Source organism: Streptomyces sp. NPDC050619, from assembly GCF_040654815.1.
Lineage (GTDB): Bacteria > Actinomycetota > Actinomycetes > Streptomycetales > Streptomycetaceae > Streptomyces.
The window spans coordinates 194,574-214,430 of sequence record NZ_JBFAIR010000017.1; the positions used below are offsets into that span (position 1 = coordinate 194,574).

Below are 19,857 nucleotides of genomic sequence, written 5' to 3' on the forward strand. Positions count from 1 at the left end.
CCGGTCTCCGGTCTCCGGTCTCCGGTCTCCGGTCTCCGGTCTCCGGTCTCCGGTCTCCGGTCTCCGGTCTCCGGTCTCCGGTCTCCGGTCTCCGGAGTCTCTTATTGTAGCCCACGCCATGGGAAATTATGATCAAATCACCTTGTATGGCGTGGATTTCGCCGCCGAAACTGGCTGCCAGGGCCAGATCCACCGGGGTGTCCAATGCCTGATCCCAGGGCAGTACTGGCACACCCACACGCGCCAGCAACTCGCTCACCCCTGCACGGAACGGCGATGAGCCAGTGCAGGTCGTGAGGAGTTGCACCCGCAGGTCGTCACGGAACAACGGCAGCACATCCAGCAAGCGGGTGGCCGAGGTGACGTTGTGGACGATCAGCAGTACCTTCCGGCAGTGCCCGCGAGTTGCCCAGCCGGTCGATCCACGTCCTACCGGCACGCGGAGCCATCCGGTCCCTCCCTCGCTCACCCTGCCTCCTTGTAATCCGCATTGCGGCGCCACCACCCGTATGAGCAGCCACGATAACCAAGCCCGTGAACCGCACGTGGGGCACCATCCTTAGCCGACGAGTACCTCCACGATGATGGTGGCGAGGGTGAGCGCGTAGTGGAGGCTGGTTACCTCGTACACCGTGGGGTGCACGATGTTTCCCGTCGGCTGACTGAACGGTCGAGTGGGCAGCCAGCCGGGGGTGGCTGGCATCAGTACGCTGAAGACGCTTCCTCTGGAGAGAGATTGGCTGGGAGTAGAGTGTGCGCCCGCACGCAGGAGTGTCTGTGGGAGGCCGACAACCCCGGTGATCTGATTTCCTTTTACCTGCGGTGCCCGTCTCGGTGGCCAGTCGGTGGCCGGACGCCTTTGGACGACGTAATACGAGATAGCACAGACCAGCCAGCCGCACATGCTCTGATCAGGAAAAACGTCACTCAGCAGCACGACCAGGCACCAGGCAGCATGAACCCTCACGGTCTCGTAATGCGTAGGTCTCGGGTTCGAATCCCGAAGGCGGCTCTTTTTGAACCCCAGGTCAGACTTCTGACCTGGGGTTTCTTGATGTTCGTGATGCCTCGTCCGGGCAGGAGTGCGGGTGCAGACCTACGCAGACAATGCGTAGGTCTGGGGTTCGAGGGTGGAGGCCGTCCATGGGAATGGGCGTGTAGACATGTCCTGAGGTGCTGTTTTCGCGGACGGTTGATGCCTGGTCAGTCTCGGTTGTCGATCAGGGTGCACAAGGGGAGCGCATCGGTGCGCCGTGGTGCGCCGTGGTGCGGCAGATGGCGTCCACGGCGGTTGGGCCGGCGATGATCGCTGAGCGTGCTGAGGTTGTCGATGTCGGACAACGAGAGGCAGGTTTGACCTCTGTGACGTCGTCGGCCTGAAGCGGATGAGGAGTGATCATCGCGGTTGCCGCGTTGTGCGTGGTCGTTCGGCGCTAGCGTGCCGTGCAAGGAGTGCTGCGGACAGGTGGGGCGGGTTCAATGCGGATGAGGTTCGATGCCGGGGCCGAGGAGGAGTTCGGGGCGGCGTGCGAGCTGCTGGTCGACCGGTTGGTTCGGTGGGCAGGGAAGCAGGGGCTGCCGGTTGACGGGTTCCTGGTCGAGGCGGCGCTGGACTACCGTCACAGAGCCACCGTCGACGGTCGGCTGGGGTTGTGGGAGCCGCGGCATGTGGAGGAGCTACTGCTCTTTTGGCTGCCGCAGACGATCACCGAACTCCCCGGGGTTGAACGCGGCGACGCCCCGGGCACGCTGCGTGCACTGCTGCGCTATCTGCACGCCGCGCAGTTGGCGGACCCGCGCGGCCCCGCACTTCAGGACTCCCTCGCAGCGGTCGACGCAGCCGCGGAGCAGTACCCGGCGGCGATGGCGGACCGCACCCGCTGGGGCCTGGCGAAGTTCTGGGCGATGACGGCTACCGAGCAGGGCGTGGACGTCCTGAACGGGGCGGCGTTGCAGCGATTTGCAGAGCAAGCGCAGCGAGGGGAGGTCGTCTACGACGAGCAGACCCTCGACGCGATCATGGAACGGCGGCTGACCGGCCGCCTGCTGTCCGACGCGGCCCGTGCCGAGCCGCAGCTGCCCGTGGCGCTCCCTCCGGATGACGAACTCCGCCGAAGGGCTGAGGCGGCGACGATCGTGGCGCAGTTGCGTGGGCTCGCCGAGTGGGCGGGGCGCGACGGTCGAGCGGTGACGGCGACAGGGCGGTTGCGGATGCCTGATGCCCGCGAACTGGTGGACGTGTTGGGCACCCGTGACAACGCCGAGGGAGTACACTCCTCGGCCGACCTGCCGCGGCTGGGGTTGCTCGTGGAGTGGGCGAAGAAGGCGCGGCTGGTCCGGGTGCTCAAGGGGCGGTTGTACGCGGTGGCCAAGGCCCGGCCGGTGCTGGCCGACCCGCTTCAGCTGTGGCTACGCGCCTTCGACGCGTGCTTTGAGCTGCGGCAGGACCTGATCGGGGCGCGCAGCGGCTGGCATGTCGAGTCGATGCTCTTCGATGCGTACGAGGACGTGCTGGAGGATGTGCTGAACACGCTCTACAGCCTGCCGTACCCGATGCCCTGGCCGCGGCTGCGTGACTCCGTGCACCTGGGCTACCGGGCCCAGTTCCAGCTGGACGGCGAGTCGGACGCCGTGCACCGGATGTGGTTCGAGCAGGCGGACCGGGACCTGCACGGTGCTCGACGTGCTGGTGGATCTCGGCGCGATCGAGCGTGATCGGGGGATGGCCGATCCGGTGTTTCTCGATGTCGATCTCTCCGACGCCGGTCCTGAGCTGCCCGCGGACATGCCGCCGGAACTCGCGGAGTTCCTGGGCGTCGCGGCGGCCGCGGACCCGGCGGCTCAGGAGCGTGCCCGCGCCCAGCGTGAGGAGCTGACCGCCGGGCCGGTCGAGCTTCTCCGGCTCACTGACCTGGGTACCCGGGCGGTACGGCAGCGGCTGTTGGCGGTCGGCCGGGACGCACCGCTCGTCGGCGAGCTGGCCCATGCCTCGGCGGCCGGCCTGCTGGGCGTTCTGGCCGACGACTACGACCCGGATACCGTCCGGGTGGAACTGGCCGGCTGGATTTCGGCCCGCGGCGAGCGGGATGCCGCACTGCGGCAACTCGTCGAGGCGGTACGGTCCATGCCCTTCCGCGTGCGTGCGCAGGCGATGCTCGCTGTGCTTCTGGCGGCATTGCCGGACGGCGAGGGCGAACGGCTGTTGCGCGGGCTGCGTGGTGATGCCTGGCTCGAGCCGCTCGCCCTGAGCGCGCTGGCGCATCATGAGCTGCTGTCTTCCGAGGACATGACCGATGCCGAGCATCTGCTGGTGCTCGCCGAGAGCCTGCTCCAGCTCGTTGAACTGGCGGGCGGTCGAGACGGCGCCGAGGAGGCGCTGCGAGCCCAGGGCATCGAGGCCAGGGACGCGATCACCGCCGCACTGGACTCCACGCACCCGGACCGGTCCGGACTCGACGAGCTCATGCGCCTGGCGGCCTGCGCGCTGGATGCCCCCGGCATCCGCCCCGGCCACGCCCGGAAGCCCCGGCGCCCCTCAGGCAAGAACGGCCGCAAGCGGCGCCGCTGACCGGAACAGCATCGTCCGCCCGCAGGCACCGGGGTGAGATCGGCACCTGTACGGAGACGGGAAGTCAATGCGTCCCGGCGTCGTACGCCCTCGGCGGCGCGCTACCGTCGGGGCCGTGGCCGAGGGATGGGACGAAGACGCGCTGCGTGCCGTGCGCGGCGCGCTCCACACGCAGGACGGGGCGGCGCTGCTTGCCGCGCTGCGCCGTGGACCCGTGCGTGAGGTGCTGCAGCTGGCCGGCGATGGGGTGGCCGAGGCCGCGGCCGCGCCACGGGGCCTGCCGGGGGCTGCGGAGATGGCGGCCGCGTTTCTCGACGCACTCCAGGAACGGGGCTTCCGGGGCGATGAGGAGCTGGCGCACCGGCTGCGCACGGTCACGGGAGACGCGGCGATCCCCCTCCTGCGCCCGATTCCGGTTGATATGGAGATGCTCGCCGTGCTGCTGGAGGGTGACCCGGCTGAGTGCGGGGGCCAGTTGGATCTGTCTACTGGGGAGTGCTGGCCGGCGTTCACCGACGAGCTGGAGCCTGGGGCCCCGGCCGAGGAGACGGACGATCCCGAGCGATGGCTGTACGTGCCGGCTCTGGGCTCCCGGGCCGGTTACCGGGACATGGAGCTGTTCATCGACGGGCTCGCCGACGCCGCACTCGCCGACCGGCTACGGATGGCTATCGGCGGGCGGGGCGCCTTCCGGCGCTTCAAGGACGTCCTCGGCCGTGACGAGCGCTCCTGGCGTCGGTACCACCGGTTCTGCGATGAGCGACAGCGTGGTCGAGCTCGCGCCTGGCTGGCCGAGGAGGGCTATTGTCCGAGGCTCCCCGTACAGCGGCTCTGACCCGGGCAATGGGGCGGGAGAAAGCAGCCCGTGTACCACTCCGACGCAGAGGGAAGCCCCGCCGAGCCCATAGACGTGCGAGGCCGAGAGCGTGGCGTCGCGTTGGTGGCAGCCGACCATCGTCGGCGCCTCCCGCGCCTCCCGGAGTCCCAGTTCCATGTCACTTCCAGTGACAGTGCAATCACCGATTGTCAGACCCGGGTGTCACAGTGTGAAGCACGGTGAACACGGGGGAGGACATCATGGCCGGTAGGACAGCAAAGCACCTCACGCTCGAAGCGGCCCGCCGGGAACTGGGCTTGCGACGAGACGAGTTCACTCTGGGGATCGAACACGGCGTGATCCGTACGGGCTGGAGCGGGGACGAGCTGTGTGTCAGAGCGGGCGAGGTGGCCCGATGGCGTGCGCATCCCGGTGAACTCGCCGAGCTCATCCGCCTGGTGCACGCTACGGAGGCTGCCGGGCTCGCGGGGATCAGCAGGCACCGTTTCGACCAGTTGGCGCGCGCCGGGGTCATCCGCCCGGTCCGGTCGTACACCAACCGCTATCACGCCGAGGTCTGGCAGTACTCGGCCGCGGACGCCCGCCAGTTGCCCGAGCGCCGTCCCGAACTGCTCGGTGTCCGGCTGCCCGGCCCTGACCTGGCCGAACTGGCCTCCGGCGCCGACCGCAGGGCCGAGGGCTACCGCATGCGGCTCCGTGCCCAGGCGCTGCTGATGCTGCGTGACCCTTGGACGAAAGCTGCAGCGTGGTCGCACTGGTTGAGTTCCGCGCAGTCGCCCACCGACCGTGGGCAGCTCAGCCAGCCCGAGGCCGCCCATCTCGCAAGGTGTGCCGCGGAGGAGAGGCTGACGGAGGTGCTGGGATCGCACACGAATCCTGTCACCCTGGAGGAGCAGGCTGAGGCCGTCCGGGAGTTCACGGCCGCCCTGCGCAGGGCCCGGCGCGGCCGCCCGGCGCCGGAGCTTGTCGTCGCATCCGACGCGGCGGCGCGACTCGGTTGTGCTGTGGAGCAGATCCCGGACGAGTACCGCGACTGCGGCGTCCCCGCGGATCTGCTCGAGCAGAGCGTGGCTGATGACCTGGCCACGGTACCCGTCCCGGCGCGGGCCGCGGTGGTGCGTGAACAGCGGGCCGCGCAGCGCCGGAAGGAGGAGCGGCAAGCGGCCCGGGAAGCAGAACAGGCCGCGAAGCGGCTGCGAGAGCGGCGCGAACACGCGATCGCCGCGCGTGCCCGCGCTCATGTCCCGGAACGTACGGCCGACCCCAGGGTCACCTTCCATCTGGGCCCCACCAACTCCGGCAAGACACATGACGCCATCGCCCTGCTGGCCGCCTGCGCCGAGGCCGGACGGACCGGCGTCTACGCAGCGCCGCTGCGCATGCTCGCCTTCGAGGTCTACGAACGGCTGCGCACCCGGCTCGGTGTGGAGCGGGTTGGTCTGCTCACGGGTGAGGAACGCCTCAACCCGGATGCTCCGGTGCTGTGCTGCACGGCCGAGGCGGCGCCCACCGTCGGCGATTTCCTGGTTGTCGACGAAGCGCACTGGCTGGCCGACGAAGGCCGTGGCCATGCCTGGACCCGACTGCTGCTGAGCGGAGCTCACACCGATGTGCACGTCTGTGCCGCACCGGAAGCCGAAGACCTGCTGCGCAAGCTCTTCGCCCCTGGCACGGACATCACGGTGATCCGCCACACCCGGCACGGCGCACTGAGCCGTACGGAGTTCCAGGCTGCGACTCTCCCGTCGGCAAGCGCGGTGGTGGCCTTCTCCCGCAAAGCCGTTCTCGCTCTGCACCGTGAACTGCTCGAGGCGGGCCGGTCGGCGACGGTCCTCTACGGCGCGATGCCGCCCGCGGCCCGCCGGGAGCAGATCCGGCGTCTGTCCGAGGGCGAGGTCGACGTGATCGTCACCACGGATGTGATCGGTCACGGTGTCAACCTTCCGCTGAGTGCTGTGGCGTTCGCGGAAACGGGCAAGTACGACGGCAGATCCCGTAGGGAGTTGCTCATCTGGGAGGCGGCCCAGATCGCCGGCCGGGCCGGCCGGCGGGGCCATGACGCGGGTGAGGGGCTCGTGGGTGCCTACCGCAGCCGCCTGCCCGGCTTCACCGTCGGCGCCCGGCTTCTGAACCAGGCCGTCGAGGCAGCCAACGGAGCGCGGTCCGGTGGCCTGCGCGTCACGACGGCTCGGCTGCGCCCCACCTGGACCGACCTCGGACGACCGGAGCCCGGAGAGATTCCGCATGCGCTGACCGGCTGGACCGCTGCCGCCCGTCAGGCCGCCCAACAGCGCTCATGGCTGCGGCCGATGCCCGTGGCCGAGATCCAAGCCAAGCTACAAGTGGCACGCCAGGCCGTCGGGGCATCCCTGGACGTCGACGCGCGCTGGCCGCGCGACGGCCACACTGTCTGGCGCCTGATCACCATGCCCGTCGACGCGGACCGCCCGGCCTACCCGGCCGTTTGCCGGGCAGTCCTGCACGGCGCCGCCCTGCACCACCTGATCCGCCCGCGCGTAAGTATCGAACGAATGACCTTGCCCCAAGCCGAGGAGTACGCCGCGACCATGCGAGACCTGGGAACTGCCGTCCTGGCCTTCGGCCGTGAATGCTGCGGCCTGAGCGCGGAGGAGGTGGCGGCCTGCGAGCAGACGGCCGCCGAACGAATCAACCAATTGGTGGCCGTTTCCCGGCCACTGGCCACGCATGGCAGCTGCGCCTCCTGCGATGAACCGTGCGCCCCCTGGTACACACACTGCGATGCCTGCCACTCCGCCCGCTTCTCCTGCTACGACGTTGAGCTCGACTGGTGACGGCGGACCGCCAGGGCTCTGGCCTTCAGGCCGGTGTCGGCCATGGAGAACTGATCCATCAGGGTGCCGTCGTGGCCGTTGCGGCCACTGGTCGTGCAGTTCGTCGAGGCTGCGGGAGAGGGCTCGCCTTCGTAGCCGGTGTTGGAGCTGGAGCCTGGGACAGAAGCCGGGGGAGGACAGAGGAGGACGGTGATGTGGGGTGCGTCGGCGGGTCCGGGCGACGGCGGAACAGACCTTCGCTTCCGGCCCGTTCGCCATCGACCATGGATACCCGCGTTCCGTTGAGACGCGGCCTCGCCGAGTCAGACCTTGACGATGCGGACGCCTGGGCCGCACAGCATGAAGAGATCCTCGGGATCCGATGTCAGGACGGTCACAGGGGCGGGTGAGGCGAGTGCGGTGGCGGCCACGATTGCGTCGAGGGCGTACTTGTGGCCATGCAGGCTAGCTGCGGCGAGCAGCTTGCTCGCGTGGCGGGCGATGGCTTCGGTGGGCGGGACGATGTTGACGCGCGAGACGGCGTAGTCGAAGCGGGCTTGGTTGGTTCTGGGGTCGCGGGCTTCGACGAGGGTGACGGAGCCGGTGATGACGCGGATGTCCTCGGCCTCGGCGGCGGCGAGCCATTCGGTGAGTTCGGGTGTGCGTCGTACGAGCTTGGACAGGCCTTCGCAGTCCAGGACAAGGGTGCCGCTCACGCGGCGTCCGCCGAGCCGGCCGCGTCGCCGCGCAGGAGTGCTCGCTTGGCATCGACCGCAGCCTGATCGATCGGGCCGTGCTCGGCTTCGGCGTCCTCGATGAGTTCACGCAGCCGGTCGCGTTCCAGTTGGCGCTGGATGAGGCCTTCGACGTAGGCGGACATGCCGCGTTTGCCGGTTCGTGCCTTGAGGGCGGCGATGGTGCCTTCGTGGAGGGAGACGGAGACCGGGCGTACGGGACCTTCGCCGGGAGCGGGGTCGGGGGTGGTGGCCATGGAGCCATATTAACAAAACTCTTGTTATTGGGTGGGATGATTCTGCGGCGTCGCGGCTTGACCGGAGGCAGGTGGTGGATCGCCTCGCTGGGCACAGATCCTCTGTGATCACCAAGCGCGACGATGCGACCCGTGGGCTGACGCGCGAGGAGCTGCTCGCGCTGCCTGCGGCCGTGGACCTGGAGACGGCGAACCGCGCGCTGTCCCTCAGTCGCACCACGGGGTACGACCTTGCCAAGCGCGGCCGGTACCCATGCACGGTCCTGCGTCTGGGCAACGCCTACCGGGTCGTCACCGCCGACTTGCTCAAGCTGCTCCACATCGACGTTCCGGGGCCCGCAGGCGTCGAAGAGCTGACGGCTGCGACACCCAAGATTGACATGGGTCGTTCCTCGTCGAGCGGCCGGCCGTGAGGCCGTCGGGGCCGCCGTGCAGCAGCAGGGCCGCGCCCGCGTCGGTCGCCGTGCCCACGTCCTCGCCGGGCGCACCCGCGAGGACGTCCGCGTAGCCGTCGCCGTCCGTGTCGCCCGCCGCGAGCGAGGCGCCCAGCCGGTCGCCGGACTCGCCGGGGATCGCGCCCCGGCCGACGAACGGAGCCCCGGTGGTGGTGAGCCCGTCCGCGGAGCCGTGGAACGTGGAGATCTCCCCGCCGTCGCCCACGTCGGGGCGGCCCACGGCCAGGTCGGCGTACCCGTCCCCGTTCCGATCCGCGGAGGCGAGTGCCCGTCCGCCGGCGCCGTCGAGAACCGCGGGCGCGTCGGTGCGCAGCCCGGTCGCCGAGCCGCGCAGCGAGGGGCGTCGCGCCGTTGGTGGTGCGGAAGGTGAGGGCGTCGTCGTCGTAGCCATCCCGCTCGAAGTCCCCGGTTGCGACGTCCGTTGCGCTCAACGCGCCACCGTCGGAGGCCAGTTGGACGGGTGCGGAGAAGGTGCGGTCCGCGCCGTCGATCGCCCAGGCCCGCGCCGCGCCCGGTGCGACGGCGAGGATGTCGTCGCCGCCGTCTCCGTCGAAGTCGCCGGTGACGAGGGCCGCTCCGAAGCGGGCGCCGCTCGCCCGCACCCCGCTGGGCTCGTTGACCATCCCTGCCTGTCCCACGAGACCGTTCGCGGTCCCGCGCAGCAGGCTCAGCGCGCGCCCGCGCGGCCTTCGAAGACCGTGCCGCACTTGTCGACCAGGAAGTTGTAGCCGATCTCGTTCCAGCCGCTGCTCCGCACGTGGTAGACGAAGATGCCGCGGATGATCGACGCCGACTCGGCGCAGGTGTAGTCGTTGGTGCCCGCGGTGTGGTGCACGAACACGGCCTTCGTGTCGGTCGTGTACGTCGGCGGGTCCGCGACGATCGACTCGTCGGCGCCCCATCCGGAACGGGGCACGATGTCCGGCTGACCGGCGGCGGTCGCGGCCCCGGCTGGGGCGGGTGCCGACTCCTTCTCCCCCGAGTCGGGATCGATCAGGTCGACCCGGAGCCCGGCGGGTAGCTTCGCTCCGGTGATCCGGGCCTGCACGCCGTCGGAGGGGCCGACCCACAAGGGCTCGGTTCCGCCCCGCAGATCGTCGGCGGCGCGCTCGGTCCCCAACTCTGGTGGCTGGAAGTCGAGTTCGAAGCCGCGCCACGGTGACCAGCGGCCGGTCGTGGCGCTCCGGGTGCGGATCTGTGCGGTCCCGCCGAGCGTGGCCTGCGCGTCGGACCAGGTGACGCTGATCATGCGGAAGGTCTCGGTGGTCCGGGCGGCAGCACGCGGCGCACCGGGTCGGACCCGGCGGGCACGGCCACGGTGCGCAGGGTGCCCCGGGGGAGTCTCCGTGCGTACGCCGGTCGTCTCGGCGTTCGCGGACAGGGCGATCGTGCTGAGGACGACGGCGGAGGCGAGCGCGACCCGGACCGCGGCGGGCAGACTCCATCAGCTGCCCTCCTGGCCGGCCGTGGAGGCGTCCGACGGCTCCGGTGAGGGCAACTCGCCCTGACAGGTGGCCCGTCCGAACTTCCCGAAGGCGGTGGCGGTCTGCACATGCCTGCCGCGCACGACGAGTTGGCAGCTGGCCCGCCCGCCCTTCTCGCCGAGGGTGATGGTCACCAGCGGCGCCTTGCCGAGCGGCACGCGCACGGTCTTCTTCCAGGGCAGCGCGACCCCGTCCGCCACCACGGCGTCCCCGAACTCACTGCGCGCCTGGTACGTGATGTCGGCCGTGCCCTCGCCGTCGATCTCATACGTCACCGAGGCCGTGGGCACGTGGTGCTGCTTCGGCTTCTCGGCGGTGTTGAACACGCCGTAGACGACGACTGAGGCACAGGCGGCGAGGAGGACGCCGCTCACCGCGATTCCGCGGCGGTCCGCGCCCCTCGAGGGCTTTTCCCCTGGTGCTTCCGGTGAGTTTTCCTCGGTATCGGTGACTTCCTCGGTATCGGTGACTTCCGCGGTGCCGGCATCGTCCGGCTTCCGTGTCGATGGCATGGCGCTCCCGCTTTCGGATCGGTGCGCATTCCGGGAACGAATGCGGGCGGCTGAAGAATCGGGCGGTTATACCTCATGGGGAGCGGCCCGATCCAACGACGGGAAATATCCGGCGAATCGACTGCCCGTTTCGCCGCAGATGAAGCGAGTTCTGTCCTCTTGGGCTCGACTGTCCAGCTTGCGGCGTCTGTTGACATGCCTTCATCCAGCTGATTAGAACTCGGGCTTCCGCATAGGAGATTCACAGGAAGGGCCGTTCCATCATGACCAGTCGGGATCCCCGGCTGGTGGTTCGGCGTGCCCGCATTCGGTCACGCGCGTCACGCGCGCTAGGGGCGGAAATCGGGGGCGCCGTATGAGAAGGGGAATTGGACGTGAAAGTCCGATACGGGAGAGCGATCTCCTGCCTTGTGGTGTCCGCGGTCGTGAGTACCGCGCTGCCACAATTCGCCTACGCTGCCTCGGCCACGGACGATGACGGTGGCGGAAAGGGGATTGTCGATACCGTCGAGGGCTGGTTCGGCGGCGACGACGATCACCAGCTCGCCAAGCCGCCGTCCCACGACGAGCTGGACGTGGCCGACCGGCAGAAGCTGCCGACGGGCAAGAACGCCCCGAAGGCCAGCAGGGTCAAGGAGCTGAAGAGCCGGCGCACCTCGACCGCGCGGTTCTGGCAGCTGTCCGACGGCCAGGTGCAGGCGGAACTGTCGGCGGTCCCGACGTCGTACCGCTCGGGCTCCGGCAAGAAGGCGACCTGGAAACTGATCGACACGGCCGTCCACCCGACGGACGCCAAGGGCTTCGACTTCGCCAACACCACCAATGAGGGGCGGAGTTGGTTCGGCTCGGACGCGGATCACCTGATCCGCTTCCAGTCCCCGGACGGCCGTACGGTCACCCTCGGTCTGGAGGGCACGCATGGCGCGCTGAAGCCGGCCGTGAAGGGCTCGACGGTCACCTACAAGGACGCGGCGCACGGCGCGGACCTGCAGTACGGCGTCGGCCCCGGCCAGGTGAAGGAGAACATCACCCTGGCCGAACGGCCCACCGGTCCCTTGAAGTTCACCTTCACCCTCGACACCGACGGTCTGGTGCCGCGGGCCCGCAAGGACGGCTCGATCGCCCTGTACGGCGCGCTGCCGAACACCCCGGTGATGGTGATCCCGGCGCCGTTCATGACGGACGCGAAGAAGGCGGACAAGTCCGTCTTCGGCAAGACCTACAGCACGGCCGTATGGCAGAAGCTGACCCGGGACGGCAAGCACTGGAAGCTGACCATCGCGCCCGACGCGAAGTGGCTGGCGTCCAAGGACCGTCAGTACCCGGTGGTGATCGACCCGACGATCACGATCACGCCGTCGCCGTCGGACTCGCAGGACACGATGGTCCTGTCGGACCAGCCGACGACGAACTTCAACACCTCCTGGAAGCTGTCGGTGGGCCGTACGGCCACCGGCACGGCCCGCTCCCTGATCAAGTTCCCGCTGAGCGAGATCCCCTCGGGCACGAAGATCGACTCGGCGCGCCTGGAGATGTACTTCGACAACGCGCACGACGGCGGCGGCACGAAGGTGCCGGTGGAGGTGCACCGGGCGACCGGCACCTGGGACGAGACGTCGGCGACCTGGAACGGCACCAGCTCGTACGTCGGTGAGCTGTCCGGCACCAGCTACACGGTGGACGACGGCGACCCGGGCACCACGGCGGCCACCGGCTCCTGGCCGGCGACGACGTCCTCGCTCGCGCAGTACGGCATCGGCGGCGACTACCACTACAACAAGGACACGGTCGCCGGCGACACCTACACCTGGCAGCCGAACATCAAGGACGCGGGCACCTACCAGGTCGACGCGCACTACGTCGCCGCCACCGACCGCGCCACCAACGCCCCGTACACGGTGACGTCCAAGGCCGGCTCCACCACCTACACGGTGAACCAGCAGTCCGGCACCAACGGTGTCTGGGCCCCGCTGGCGAGCGGTGCGCAGATCGACTTCGCGGCGGGTACGGCCGGCAAGGTCGTCCTGGGCGACGGCCCGGCCTCCGCGAGCACGTCGGTGATCGCGGACGCGGTCCGTTTCACCAACCCGGCGGTGATCAACAAGGACATCGGCGAGTACAGCCAGTGGCACAAGTTCCCGGTGACGGACACCGTGCAGCAGTGGCTGGACGGCTCCTCGGTCAACAACGGGTTCATCCTCAAGGCCGCGGACGAGTCGACGGCCGGCCCGATCGGCGGCCCCCGCTACGAGGCCGGTGACGGCGACTACGGCGGCGAGACGTCCACGATCCCGCGGCTGACGGTGACGTACGGCAAGGTCGGCACCACGCTGAACTCGCCCGCCGTGGTCCACGGCACCGGCCCGGAGCTGTCCTGGAAGGCTTACTCGAACACCACCGGTGACTCGAGCAACGACATCGTCGAGTACCAGCTGCACCGCTCCACGCAGCAGGCGTTCACCCCGTCCGCGGCCACGCTCGTCGCACCGGTCGACAAGTCGGCGACGGCGTACACGGACACCACCGCGACCCCGACGCCGGACTCCTCCTCGGTGGAGATCGGGAGGTCGTACTACTACCAGCTCGCGGTGAAGACGAAGGGCGGCCAGCTCCTCGGCTCGCCCACCCGTATCGTCGGCGTGCCCAAGGCGGGCCGCACGATGCGCCTGGTCCAGGGCACCGCAGCGAGCGTCACGGACACCACGCTGTCCTCCGCGACGCCGACCACCAACCTGGACACCGTCAGCCGGGACGGCGTCGGCCAGAAGTGGCTGAGCGTGGGCAACAACACGCCCACGAACACCACCGAGAAGACCCGCGCGGTCATGAAGTTCCCGACCGGCGCGATCCCGACGACGGCCACGGTGCTGGAGTCCCGCCTCTTCATGTGGGGCGCGGAGACCACCACCAAGACCAACGGCGCGATCTACGAACTCCACGGTCTGAACAAGGACTTCACCGAGACCCAGGCCACTTGGAACAGCGCCGCGACCGGCACGGCGTGGACGACGGCAGGCGGTGACTACTCGGGCACCGTCTCCGACACGGTGGCTTCGGTCTCCGACGTCGGCCGCCACTGGTGGGACGCGACCTCCCTCACCCAGGGCTGGACCCGCACCCCGTCCTCCAACCACGGCGCCCTGATCAAGCTGAAGGACGAGACCTCCACGGGCCCGCAGGAGCAGACGATGTTCCTGGCCTCGGAGGCCGCCGATCCGCAGATCGGCCCGCTGCTGCGCGTCATCTACGTCGACTCCACGACGGACGACACGTACTACGCGCCGCAGACTCCGGCCCGAATGACCCCGAACTCGACGTACACGGTGGACTTCACGGTCACCAACACCACGTCGAGCGCGTGGGCGAGCGGTGAGCGGGTCCTGTCGTACACCTGGCAGCTCCCCGACGGCACGGACGCGACGACGGGCGGCAACCAGCTGTCCACCGCGATCCCGCCGCTGTCCCCGGGCCAGTCGACGACGATCCAGGCGCAGGTCAAGACGCCGATCAACTCGGACTCGGGCAGCAAGCGCACCCAATACGTGCTGGGCTGGGACGTCAAGAAGGTCTCCGACGGCAGCTGGCTGTCGGCGGGCACGGGTGGCATCCCCACGTTGAAGCAGAACGTGGCGGTCGAGGACCCGACGTCGAACGCGCTGGGCATGGAGAAGTTCTACAGCTACACGGGTAAGAACACGGGCGCGGGCGCCACGGTGATGAACAACCTGTCCTCGGGCAACACCGTGTGGTCGTACAACGCGTTCAGCAACCCGGGCCGTGGGCTGACCACGTTCGCGCGGTTCGCGTACAACTCGCTGGACACCGACAACACGACAGGTGGCGCGGGCGCGGGCTGGTCGGCACAGCTGGGCGGGCCCATCCGGCTCGGTGCGGCGCTGGACTTCCATCCCAATCCCAACCCCACCGAGATCCGCCTCCCCGACGGTGACGGCACCACCCACGTCTTCACCAAGCAGGGCGACGGCAGCTGGAAGGCCCCCGCGGGCGTCCACTACCGCATCACGGCCAAGGCGGGCCTGGACTGCACCCCGGACAAGGACCCGGTGCCGGACGCCTGGACGCTGCTGCGTCCGGACGGCACGCGGTTCTACTTCGGCTGTGACGGCTATCTGACGTCTGTTGTCGACAAGAACGGCAACACGCAGACGTACACCTACGAGCAGCACAAGACCCAGGGCAAGGCGGCGAAGTTCCTCGCGTACGTCACCGACCCGGCCGGCCGGCAGTCCCTGACGCTGGACTACTACAAGAAGGGCGACGCGTCTTACGACTACATCGACGGCACGGGTGCCAAGGTCACCGGCACCAGCCTGACCGACCCGGACATCTACGACCACATGAAGACCATCACGGACATATCGGGCCGTAAGGTCTCCTTCAACTACACGGTGCAGGGTCTGCTCGGTCGGTTCACCGACGGCGACGGCTCGTCCCAGCCGAAGGTCTTCAAGTTCACCTACGACGCCACGCAGGGCAACAAGAACGTCAAGCTGGTGACGGCCACCGACCCGCGTGGCCACGACACCAAGCTGGCGTACTACGCGCCGCAGAACGGTGACGACCCGAAGTACCACTGGTGGACGAAGACGATCACCGACCGTCTGAACGGTGACACCGGCTTCGCCTACGCGGTGGACACCGTGAACACCAAGTTCACCGACACCACGGTCACGGATCCCGAGACGCACGCCGCGAAGTACGTGACGGACGACTTCGGCCGCCCGGTCCAGACGACCAACGCCAAGTCCCAGACCACGAAGATGAGCTGGGACGCGGACAACAACGTCACGTACCTGGAGGAGGGCAACGGAGCCAAGACCGCGTACTGCTACGACCAGAAGACGGGCTACCCGCTGTGGCAGCGCGACGCGGAGAACAACAAGGCGGGCGTACCGGACCAGACGGCCACCTGCGTGTCCGACACCACCAAGTGGCCGGCGAACGCCTCGAAGTACGAGTACCAGACGCGTGCGGACGGCTTCTCGGCGGACCTGTTCCGCAAGACCTCCCCTCAGGGGCGGGCCTCGCAGTTCGGCTACGACAGCTTCGGGAACGTGAAGACGGTCACCGACCCGAAGGGTGTCGCGACCACGTCGGTGCCGGACGACTACACCACCAAGTACGAGTACGACGCCTACGGTGAGCTGACCAAGGCGACGGACGCCAACGGCAACCCGACGACGTACAGCGGCTTCGGGGACACCGGTTACCCGGACACGATCACCGACGCGAAGTCGAACGCGACGAAGTTCGTCTACGACGAGCGGGGCCAGGTCACCCAGGTCACCGACGCCAACAACAAGGTGACCACGCAGACGTACGACACGTTCGGGCGTCCGCTGGTCAACACCGTGCCCAAGGACACGGGCGTGGTGATCACGGCGCCGGCGCCGGTGTACGACGAGAACGACAACGTCACGAAGTCGACGGCGCCGAGCGGCGCGGTGTCGACCGCGGTGTACGACAACGCGGACCAGATCACATCGGCGACCTCGCCGGCGAGCAACCTGACCGACCCGCGGACGTCGACGTACACCTACGACAAGGTCGGCAACGTCAAGACGACGACCGAGCCCAAGGGCACGGCGACGACGGCGGATGCGACCGACTACGTCACGACGAACACCTACGACGAGATCTACCAGCTCACGTCCGTGGTCAACGCGAACAGTGACAAGGTCTCCTACGAGTACGACAACGTCGGCAACGTCACCAAGGTCATCGACCCGAAGAAGAACGCGACGACCGACACGACCGACTACACGACCAAGACCGACTACGACCTGGACCACCGGGCCACGGTCGTCACGGACGCGGCCGGCAAGACCACCAAGAAGGGCTACGACAAGGACGGCCTGGTCACCTCGGCCACGGACGCCGAGAACAACACCACGCTCGTCACCTACGACGAGCGCGGCAAGCAGACCGAGGTCAAGGTCCCGCACGAGGGCACCACGACACGCTCGACGAAGTACGAGTACGACCAGGTCGGCAACACCACCAAGGCGATCACCCCGAGGGCGGTCGCCGCGGGCACGACCACGGCGTTCACGGCGCGTACCGATTACGACGCGCTGAACCGCCCGGTCAAGCAGTACCAGCCCTACGACCCGGCGGACTCCCGCTACAACGACCCGAACGTCTACACGGAGACGACGTACGACAAGGTGGGCCGGGTCGCCAAGACCTCCCTGCCCCCGTCGGACGGTGAGACGGTCCGCAACGACACCACCTACAGCTACTTCGACAACGGCTGGGCGAGGTCGTCCACGGATCCGTGGGACATCACCACGACCTACGACTACAACGAGCTGGGTCAGCAGATCAAGCGGACCCTGACCTCGGCGGGCGGCTCCTCGGACCGCACGATGTCGTGGTCGTACTACCCCGACAGCTCGCTGAAGTCCCGCTCGGACGACGGCGTCCCGGTGGGCAAGTCGGTCGTCCTGGCCGACAACTCCGACACCCAGAACACCTCGAAGACCGGCACCTGGACGAAGGGAGACATCACCGGTCAGCAGGGCTACAACCACGAGACCCACGCGGCCGGCACCGGCACGGACGCCTACACGTGGACGCTCAACATCCCCAAGGACGGCACGTACGCCGCGTACGTGAAGTTCCCGAAGGTGACGGGCGCCGCGACGACGGCGAAGTACACGGTGACGTACGACGGCGGCACGGCCGACAAGACGATCGACCAGAACGCCACCGCCAACCAGGGCACCTGGGTCTCACTCGGCTCCTTCGCCTTCAAGCAGGGCAACGCGGCCAAGCTCCAGCTGTTCCAGAACAGCGGCGGCACGGTCGTGGCCGATGGCGTGAAGCTCGTCCGTGACACCAGCGGCGACCCGGCCGACACGGAGAAGGACGACTTCGCCTACTCCTACGACCTCAACGGCAACCTGACCAAGATCGACGACACCTCGTCGACCGCGAAGATCGACGCGTACGCCATCACCTACACGGGCCTCAACCAGGTCCAGAAGGTGAGCGAGTCCCTGGCCGGCGTGGAGAAGAAGGCCACGTCGTACGCGTACGACGCCAACGGCCAAACGGACACCGTCACGCACCCGGACCAGTTCTCCAAGTACACGTACGACCTGCGTGAACTGGTGAAGACGGTCTCGGTCGGCAAGTCCGCCACGGACGCGTCGCCCAAGGTGTCCTCGTACACGTACACCGACCGCGGTCTGAAGCTCCAGGAGACCAAGGCCAACGGCAACACGGTCGACTACACGTACTACCTGGACGCGGCACTCAAGTCGACGACGGAGAAGAAGCCGGGCGGCACCCTCGTCGACTCGCACGCCTATGCCTACGACGCGAACGGCAACAAGTCGCAGGACGTGGCGAAGAAGATGAACGCCGACAACCACGCGGCGTACCTCGACTCCACCACGGACTACACCTACGACCCGGCTGACCGCCTCAAGCAGTCGGTCAAGACCGGCAACGGCGCGGGCACCGAGACGTACGTCCACGACAACAACGCCAACGTCATCAACCAGACGGTCAAGAACGTCACGACCACCTACAACTACGACCGCAACCGTCTGCTGAGCGCCACCACCGGCTCGTCGGCGGCCAACTACACCTACGACCCGTTCGGCCGCCAGGAGTCGGTCACCTCGAACGGAAAGGTCATCGAGCGGAGCGTGTACGACGGCTTCGACCACGTCGTGGAGTCCCAGAAGGCGGACGACACGGGCGCGATGAAGTCCACCACGTACACCTTCGACCCGCTGGAGCGCACCGCCTCGAAGACAGCGGCGGGCAAGACAACGGACTTCGAGTACCTGGGCCTCTCCTCGGAGGTCCTGGACGAGAAGGTCGCCGGCACGCTGACCAAGTCGTACCAGTACAGCCCGTGGGGCGAACGCCTGTCGCAGATCAAGCACAACAGCGACGGGACGACCGAGGACGGCTACTACGGCTACAACGGCCACAGTGACGTCGAGACCCTCACGGACAAGAACGGCGACACGAAGGCGACCTACGGCTACACCGCCTACGGCGCCGACGACACCTCCGACTTCACCGGCATCGACAAGCCTGACGCCGCAGACCCCACCAAGGAGGCGTACAACCCGTACCGGTTCAACGCCAAGCGCTGGGACGCCCAGTCCGGCACGTACGACATGGGCTTCCGTGACTACAGCCCGGGCCTGAACCGCTTCACCAGCCGGGACATGTACAACGGCGCCCTCGCCGACATGAACCTCGGCACCGACCCCTACACCGGCAACCGCTACGCCTTCGGCGGCGGCAACCCGATCAGCATGGTCGAGCTCGACGGCCACTTTTCCATCCCGGGCGTGATCAGCGAGATCGGCAGCGCGCTGGAGGGCGGTGCCGCAGCGTTGGAAGGCGCCCTGTCGGGCGCCGCTGACGCTGCGGCGAGTACTGCGGCGAGTGGGGGCAGCCTGCTGAGCCGGCTGACTCCTTGGGGCATCGCGGCATCCGTCTTCGCGTATGCGTCCAAGCCCACGGCGACCGCGCCCGGGGGTTACCTGTCAAAGCCCGGCGCCAAGCCCGACTACAGCAAGGGCCTGTTCATCACGCCGAAGGAGGAGAACGAGTGGCAGCCGGGGGCCGATCTTTACCCCCGGACCAAGGACGACTGCGGAGAAGGCAACAGCTTCGTCTACTACAGTCCACTCGACGACAAGGGCAGGGCGCAAGGCGTTCAGGCCTGTCTCAATGACGGCGATTTCACCTACGTCGATGAGCTGACCCAGAAAACCGGGGAGTTGAGCAATGACTCGGCGATTGTCGGCAGCCCGGTACCGCGGCCGCAGCGGGATTACCCGGAACTTGACCCCCCCGGCTTCCGAAAGGGCATGAACCGTGCTCACCTCCTGGCCAACCAGCTGGGCGGAACCGGTACGGACAGAAGGAACCTGGTCTCCCTGTGGGCCACGCCGAACAGCTCCCAGATGAAGAAGGTGGAAAACAATGTGGCCCGTATGGTGGCCGCCGGTCAGACCGTGGCCTACGAGGTCAGTGCTCATTACACGGGAGGGAACGGAGCTCCCGACTATCTGAGCATCACCTGGGCGAACCTGGACACAGGAGCAAACTCGGGTGGGCCGATAACCATCTGGAACACCCCGACGGGCCTCAAGCCCTGACCCGTCGCCTACCGTAGGGGGGTCACGGGCGGGCGGCGCATCGCTCACCGCCCGCCCGTGCC

12 protein-coding genes and 1 pseudogene are annotated in these 19,857 nt (G+C 68.3%); 6 read left to right on the forward strand and 7 right to left on the reverse strand.

The genetic code is table 11. The features are described 5' to 3' along the window. Positions 1 to 469 (reverse strand): annotated as a pseudogene (locus AB0I77_RS27445) (hypothetical protein); the annotation flags it as partial. A 90-nt stretch (positions 470 to 559) separates the two neighbouring features. Beyond that, complete coding sequence (locus tag AB0I77_RS27450; protein ID WP_363285352.1) at positions 560 to 703, reverse strand: hypothetical protein; 144 nt, start codon at positions 701 to 703, stop codon at positions 560 to 562. Between the two features lie 782 nt (positions 704 to 1,485). Between AB0I77_RS27450 and AB0I77_RS27455 the strand changes: the two genes are divergently transcribed. From AB0I77_RS27455 to AB0I77_RS27470, 4 genes are all read left to right on the forward strand, one after another. Then, positions 1,486 to 2,715: a hypothetical protein gene (locus AB0I77_RS27455; protein WP_363285353.1), complete on the forward strand. Its 1,230-nt coding sequence runs from the start codon at positions 1,486 to 1,488 to the stop codon at positions 2,713 to 2,715. Continuing rightward, positions 2,675 to 3,568 carry a hypothetical protein gene (locus tag AB0I77_RS27460; protein WP_363285354.1) on the forward strand — a complete coding sequence of 298 codons (894 nt, stop codon included), beginning with the start codon at positions 2,675 to 2,677 and terminating at the stop codon, positions 3,566 to 3,568. Before AB0I77_RS27455 ends, AB0I77_RS27460 begins: the two co-directional genes overlap by 41 nt. Before the next feature lie 115 nt (positions 3,569 to 3,683). Further along, complete coding sequence (locus AB0I77_RS27465) at positions 3,684 to 4,403, forward strand: UPF0158 family protein (RefSeq protein WP_363285355.1); 720 nt, start codon at positions 3,684 to 3,686, stop codon at positions 4,401 to 4,403. Between the two features lie 242 nt (positions 4,404 to 4,645). Then, positions 4,646 to 7,219 carry a DUF6397 family protein gene (locus tag AB0I77_RS27470; RefSeq protein WP_363285356.1) on the forward strand — a complete coding sequence of 858 codons (2,574 nt, stop codon included), beginning with the start codon at positions 4,646 to 4,648 and terminating at the stop codon, positions 7,217 to 7,219. A 302-nt stretch (positions 7,220 to 7,521) separates the two neighbouring features. Here the strand turns inward: AB0I77_RS27470 and AB0I77_RS27475 are convergent, their stop codons facing one another. Next, positions 7,522 to 7,914 (reverse strand): PIN domain-containing protein, encoded by a 393-nt coding sequence (locus tag AB0I77_RS27475; protein WP_363285357.1) that lies wholly within the window; start codon positions 7,912 to 7,914, stop codon positions 7,522 to 7,524. Further along, complete coding sequence (locus AB0I77_RS27480; RefSeq protein WP_363285358.1) at positions 7,911 to 8,189, reverse strand: hypothetical protein; 279 nt, start codon at positions 8,187 to 8,189, stop codon at positions 7,911 to 7,913. The genes AB0I77_RS27475 and AB0I77_RS27480 overlap by 4 nt, the downstream gene beginning before the upstream one ends. A 104-nt stretch (positions 8,190 to 8,293) precedes the next feature. On the opposite strand from AB0I77_RS27480, the gene AB0I77_RS27485 reads away from it, so the two are divergent. Next, complete coding sequence (locus tag AB0I77_RS27485) at positions 8,294 to 8,602, forward strand: integrase (protein WP_363285359.1); 309 nt, start codon at positions 8,294 to 8,296, stop codon at positions 8,600 to 8,602. On the opposite strand, the gene AB0I77_RS27490 is transcribed toward AB0I77_RS27485, so the two are convergent. The 3 genes from AB0I77_RS27490 to AB0I77_RS27500 all read right to left on the reverse strand — a co-directional run bounded on the left by AB0I77_RS27490 (position 8,496) and on the right by AB0I77_RS27500 (position 10,502). After that, positions 8,496 to 9,035, reverse strand: coding sequence for a VCBS repeat-containing protein (locus tag AB0I77_RS27490; protein ID WP_363285360.1), 540 nt, complete (start codon positions 9,033 to 9,035; stop codon positions 8,496 to 8,498). The genes AB0I77_RS27485 and AB0I77_RS27490 overlap by 107 nt on opposite strands. Positions 9,036 to 9,311: 276 nt before the next feature. Continuing rightward, positions 9,312 to 9,893, reverse strand: a complete 582-nt coding sequence (locus AB0I77_RS27495; protein WP_363285361.1) for a hypothetical protein — start codon at positions 9,891 to 9,893, stop codon at positions 9,312 to 9,314. Between the two features lie 195 nt (positions 9,894 to 10,088). Further along, positions 10,089 to 10,502 (reverse strand): hypothetical protein, encoded by a 414-nt coding sequence (locus tag AB0I77_RS27500; RefSeq protein WP_363285362.1) that lies wholly within the window; start codon positions 10,500 to 10,502, stop codon positions 10,089 to 10,091. Between the two features lie 563 nt (positions 10,503 to 11,065). Between AB0I77_RS27500 and AB0I77_RS27505 the strand changes: the two genes are divergently transcribed. Then, positions 11,066 to 19,795: a DNRLRE domain-containing protein gene (locus tag AB0I77_RS27505; RefSeq protein ID WP_363285363.1), complete on the forward strand. Its 8,730-nt coding sequence runs from the start codon at positions 11,066 to 11,068 to the stop codon at positions 19,793 to 19,795. Positions 19,796 to 19,857 lie beyond the last annotated feature (62 nt).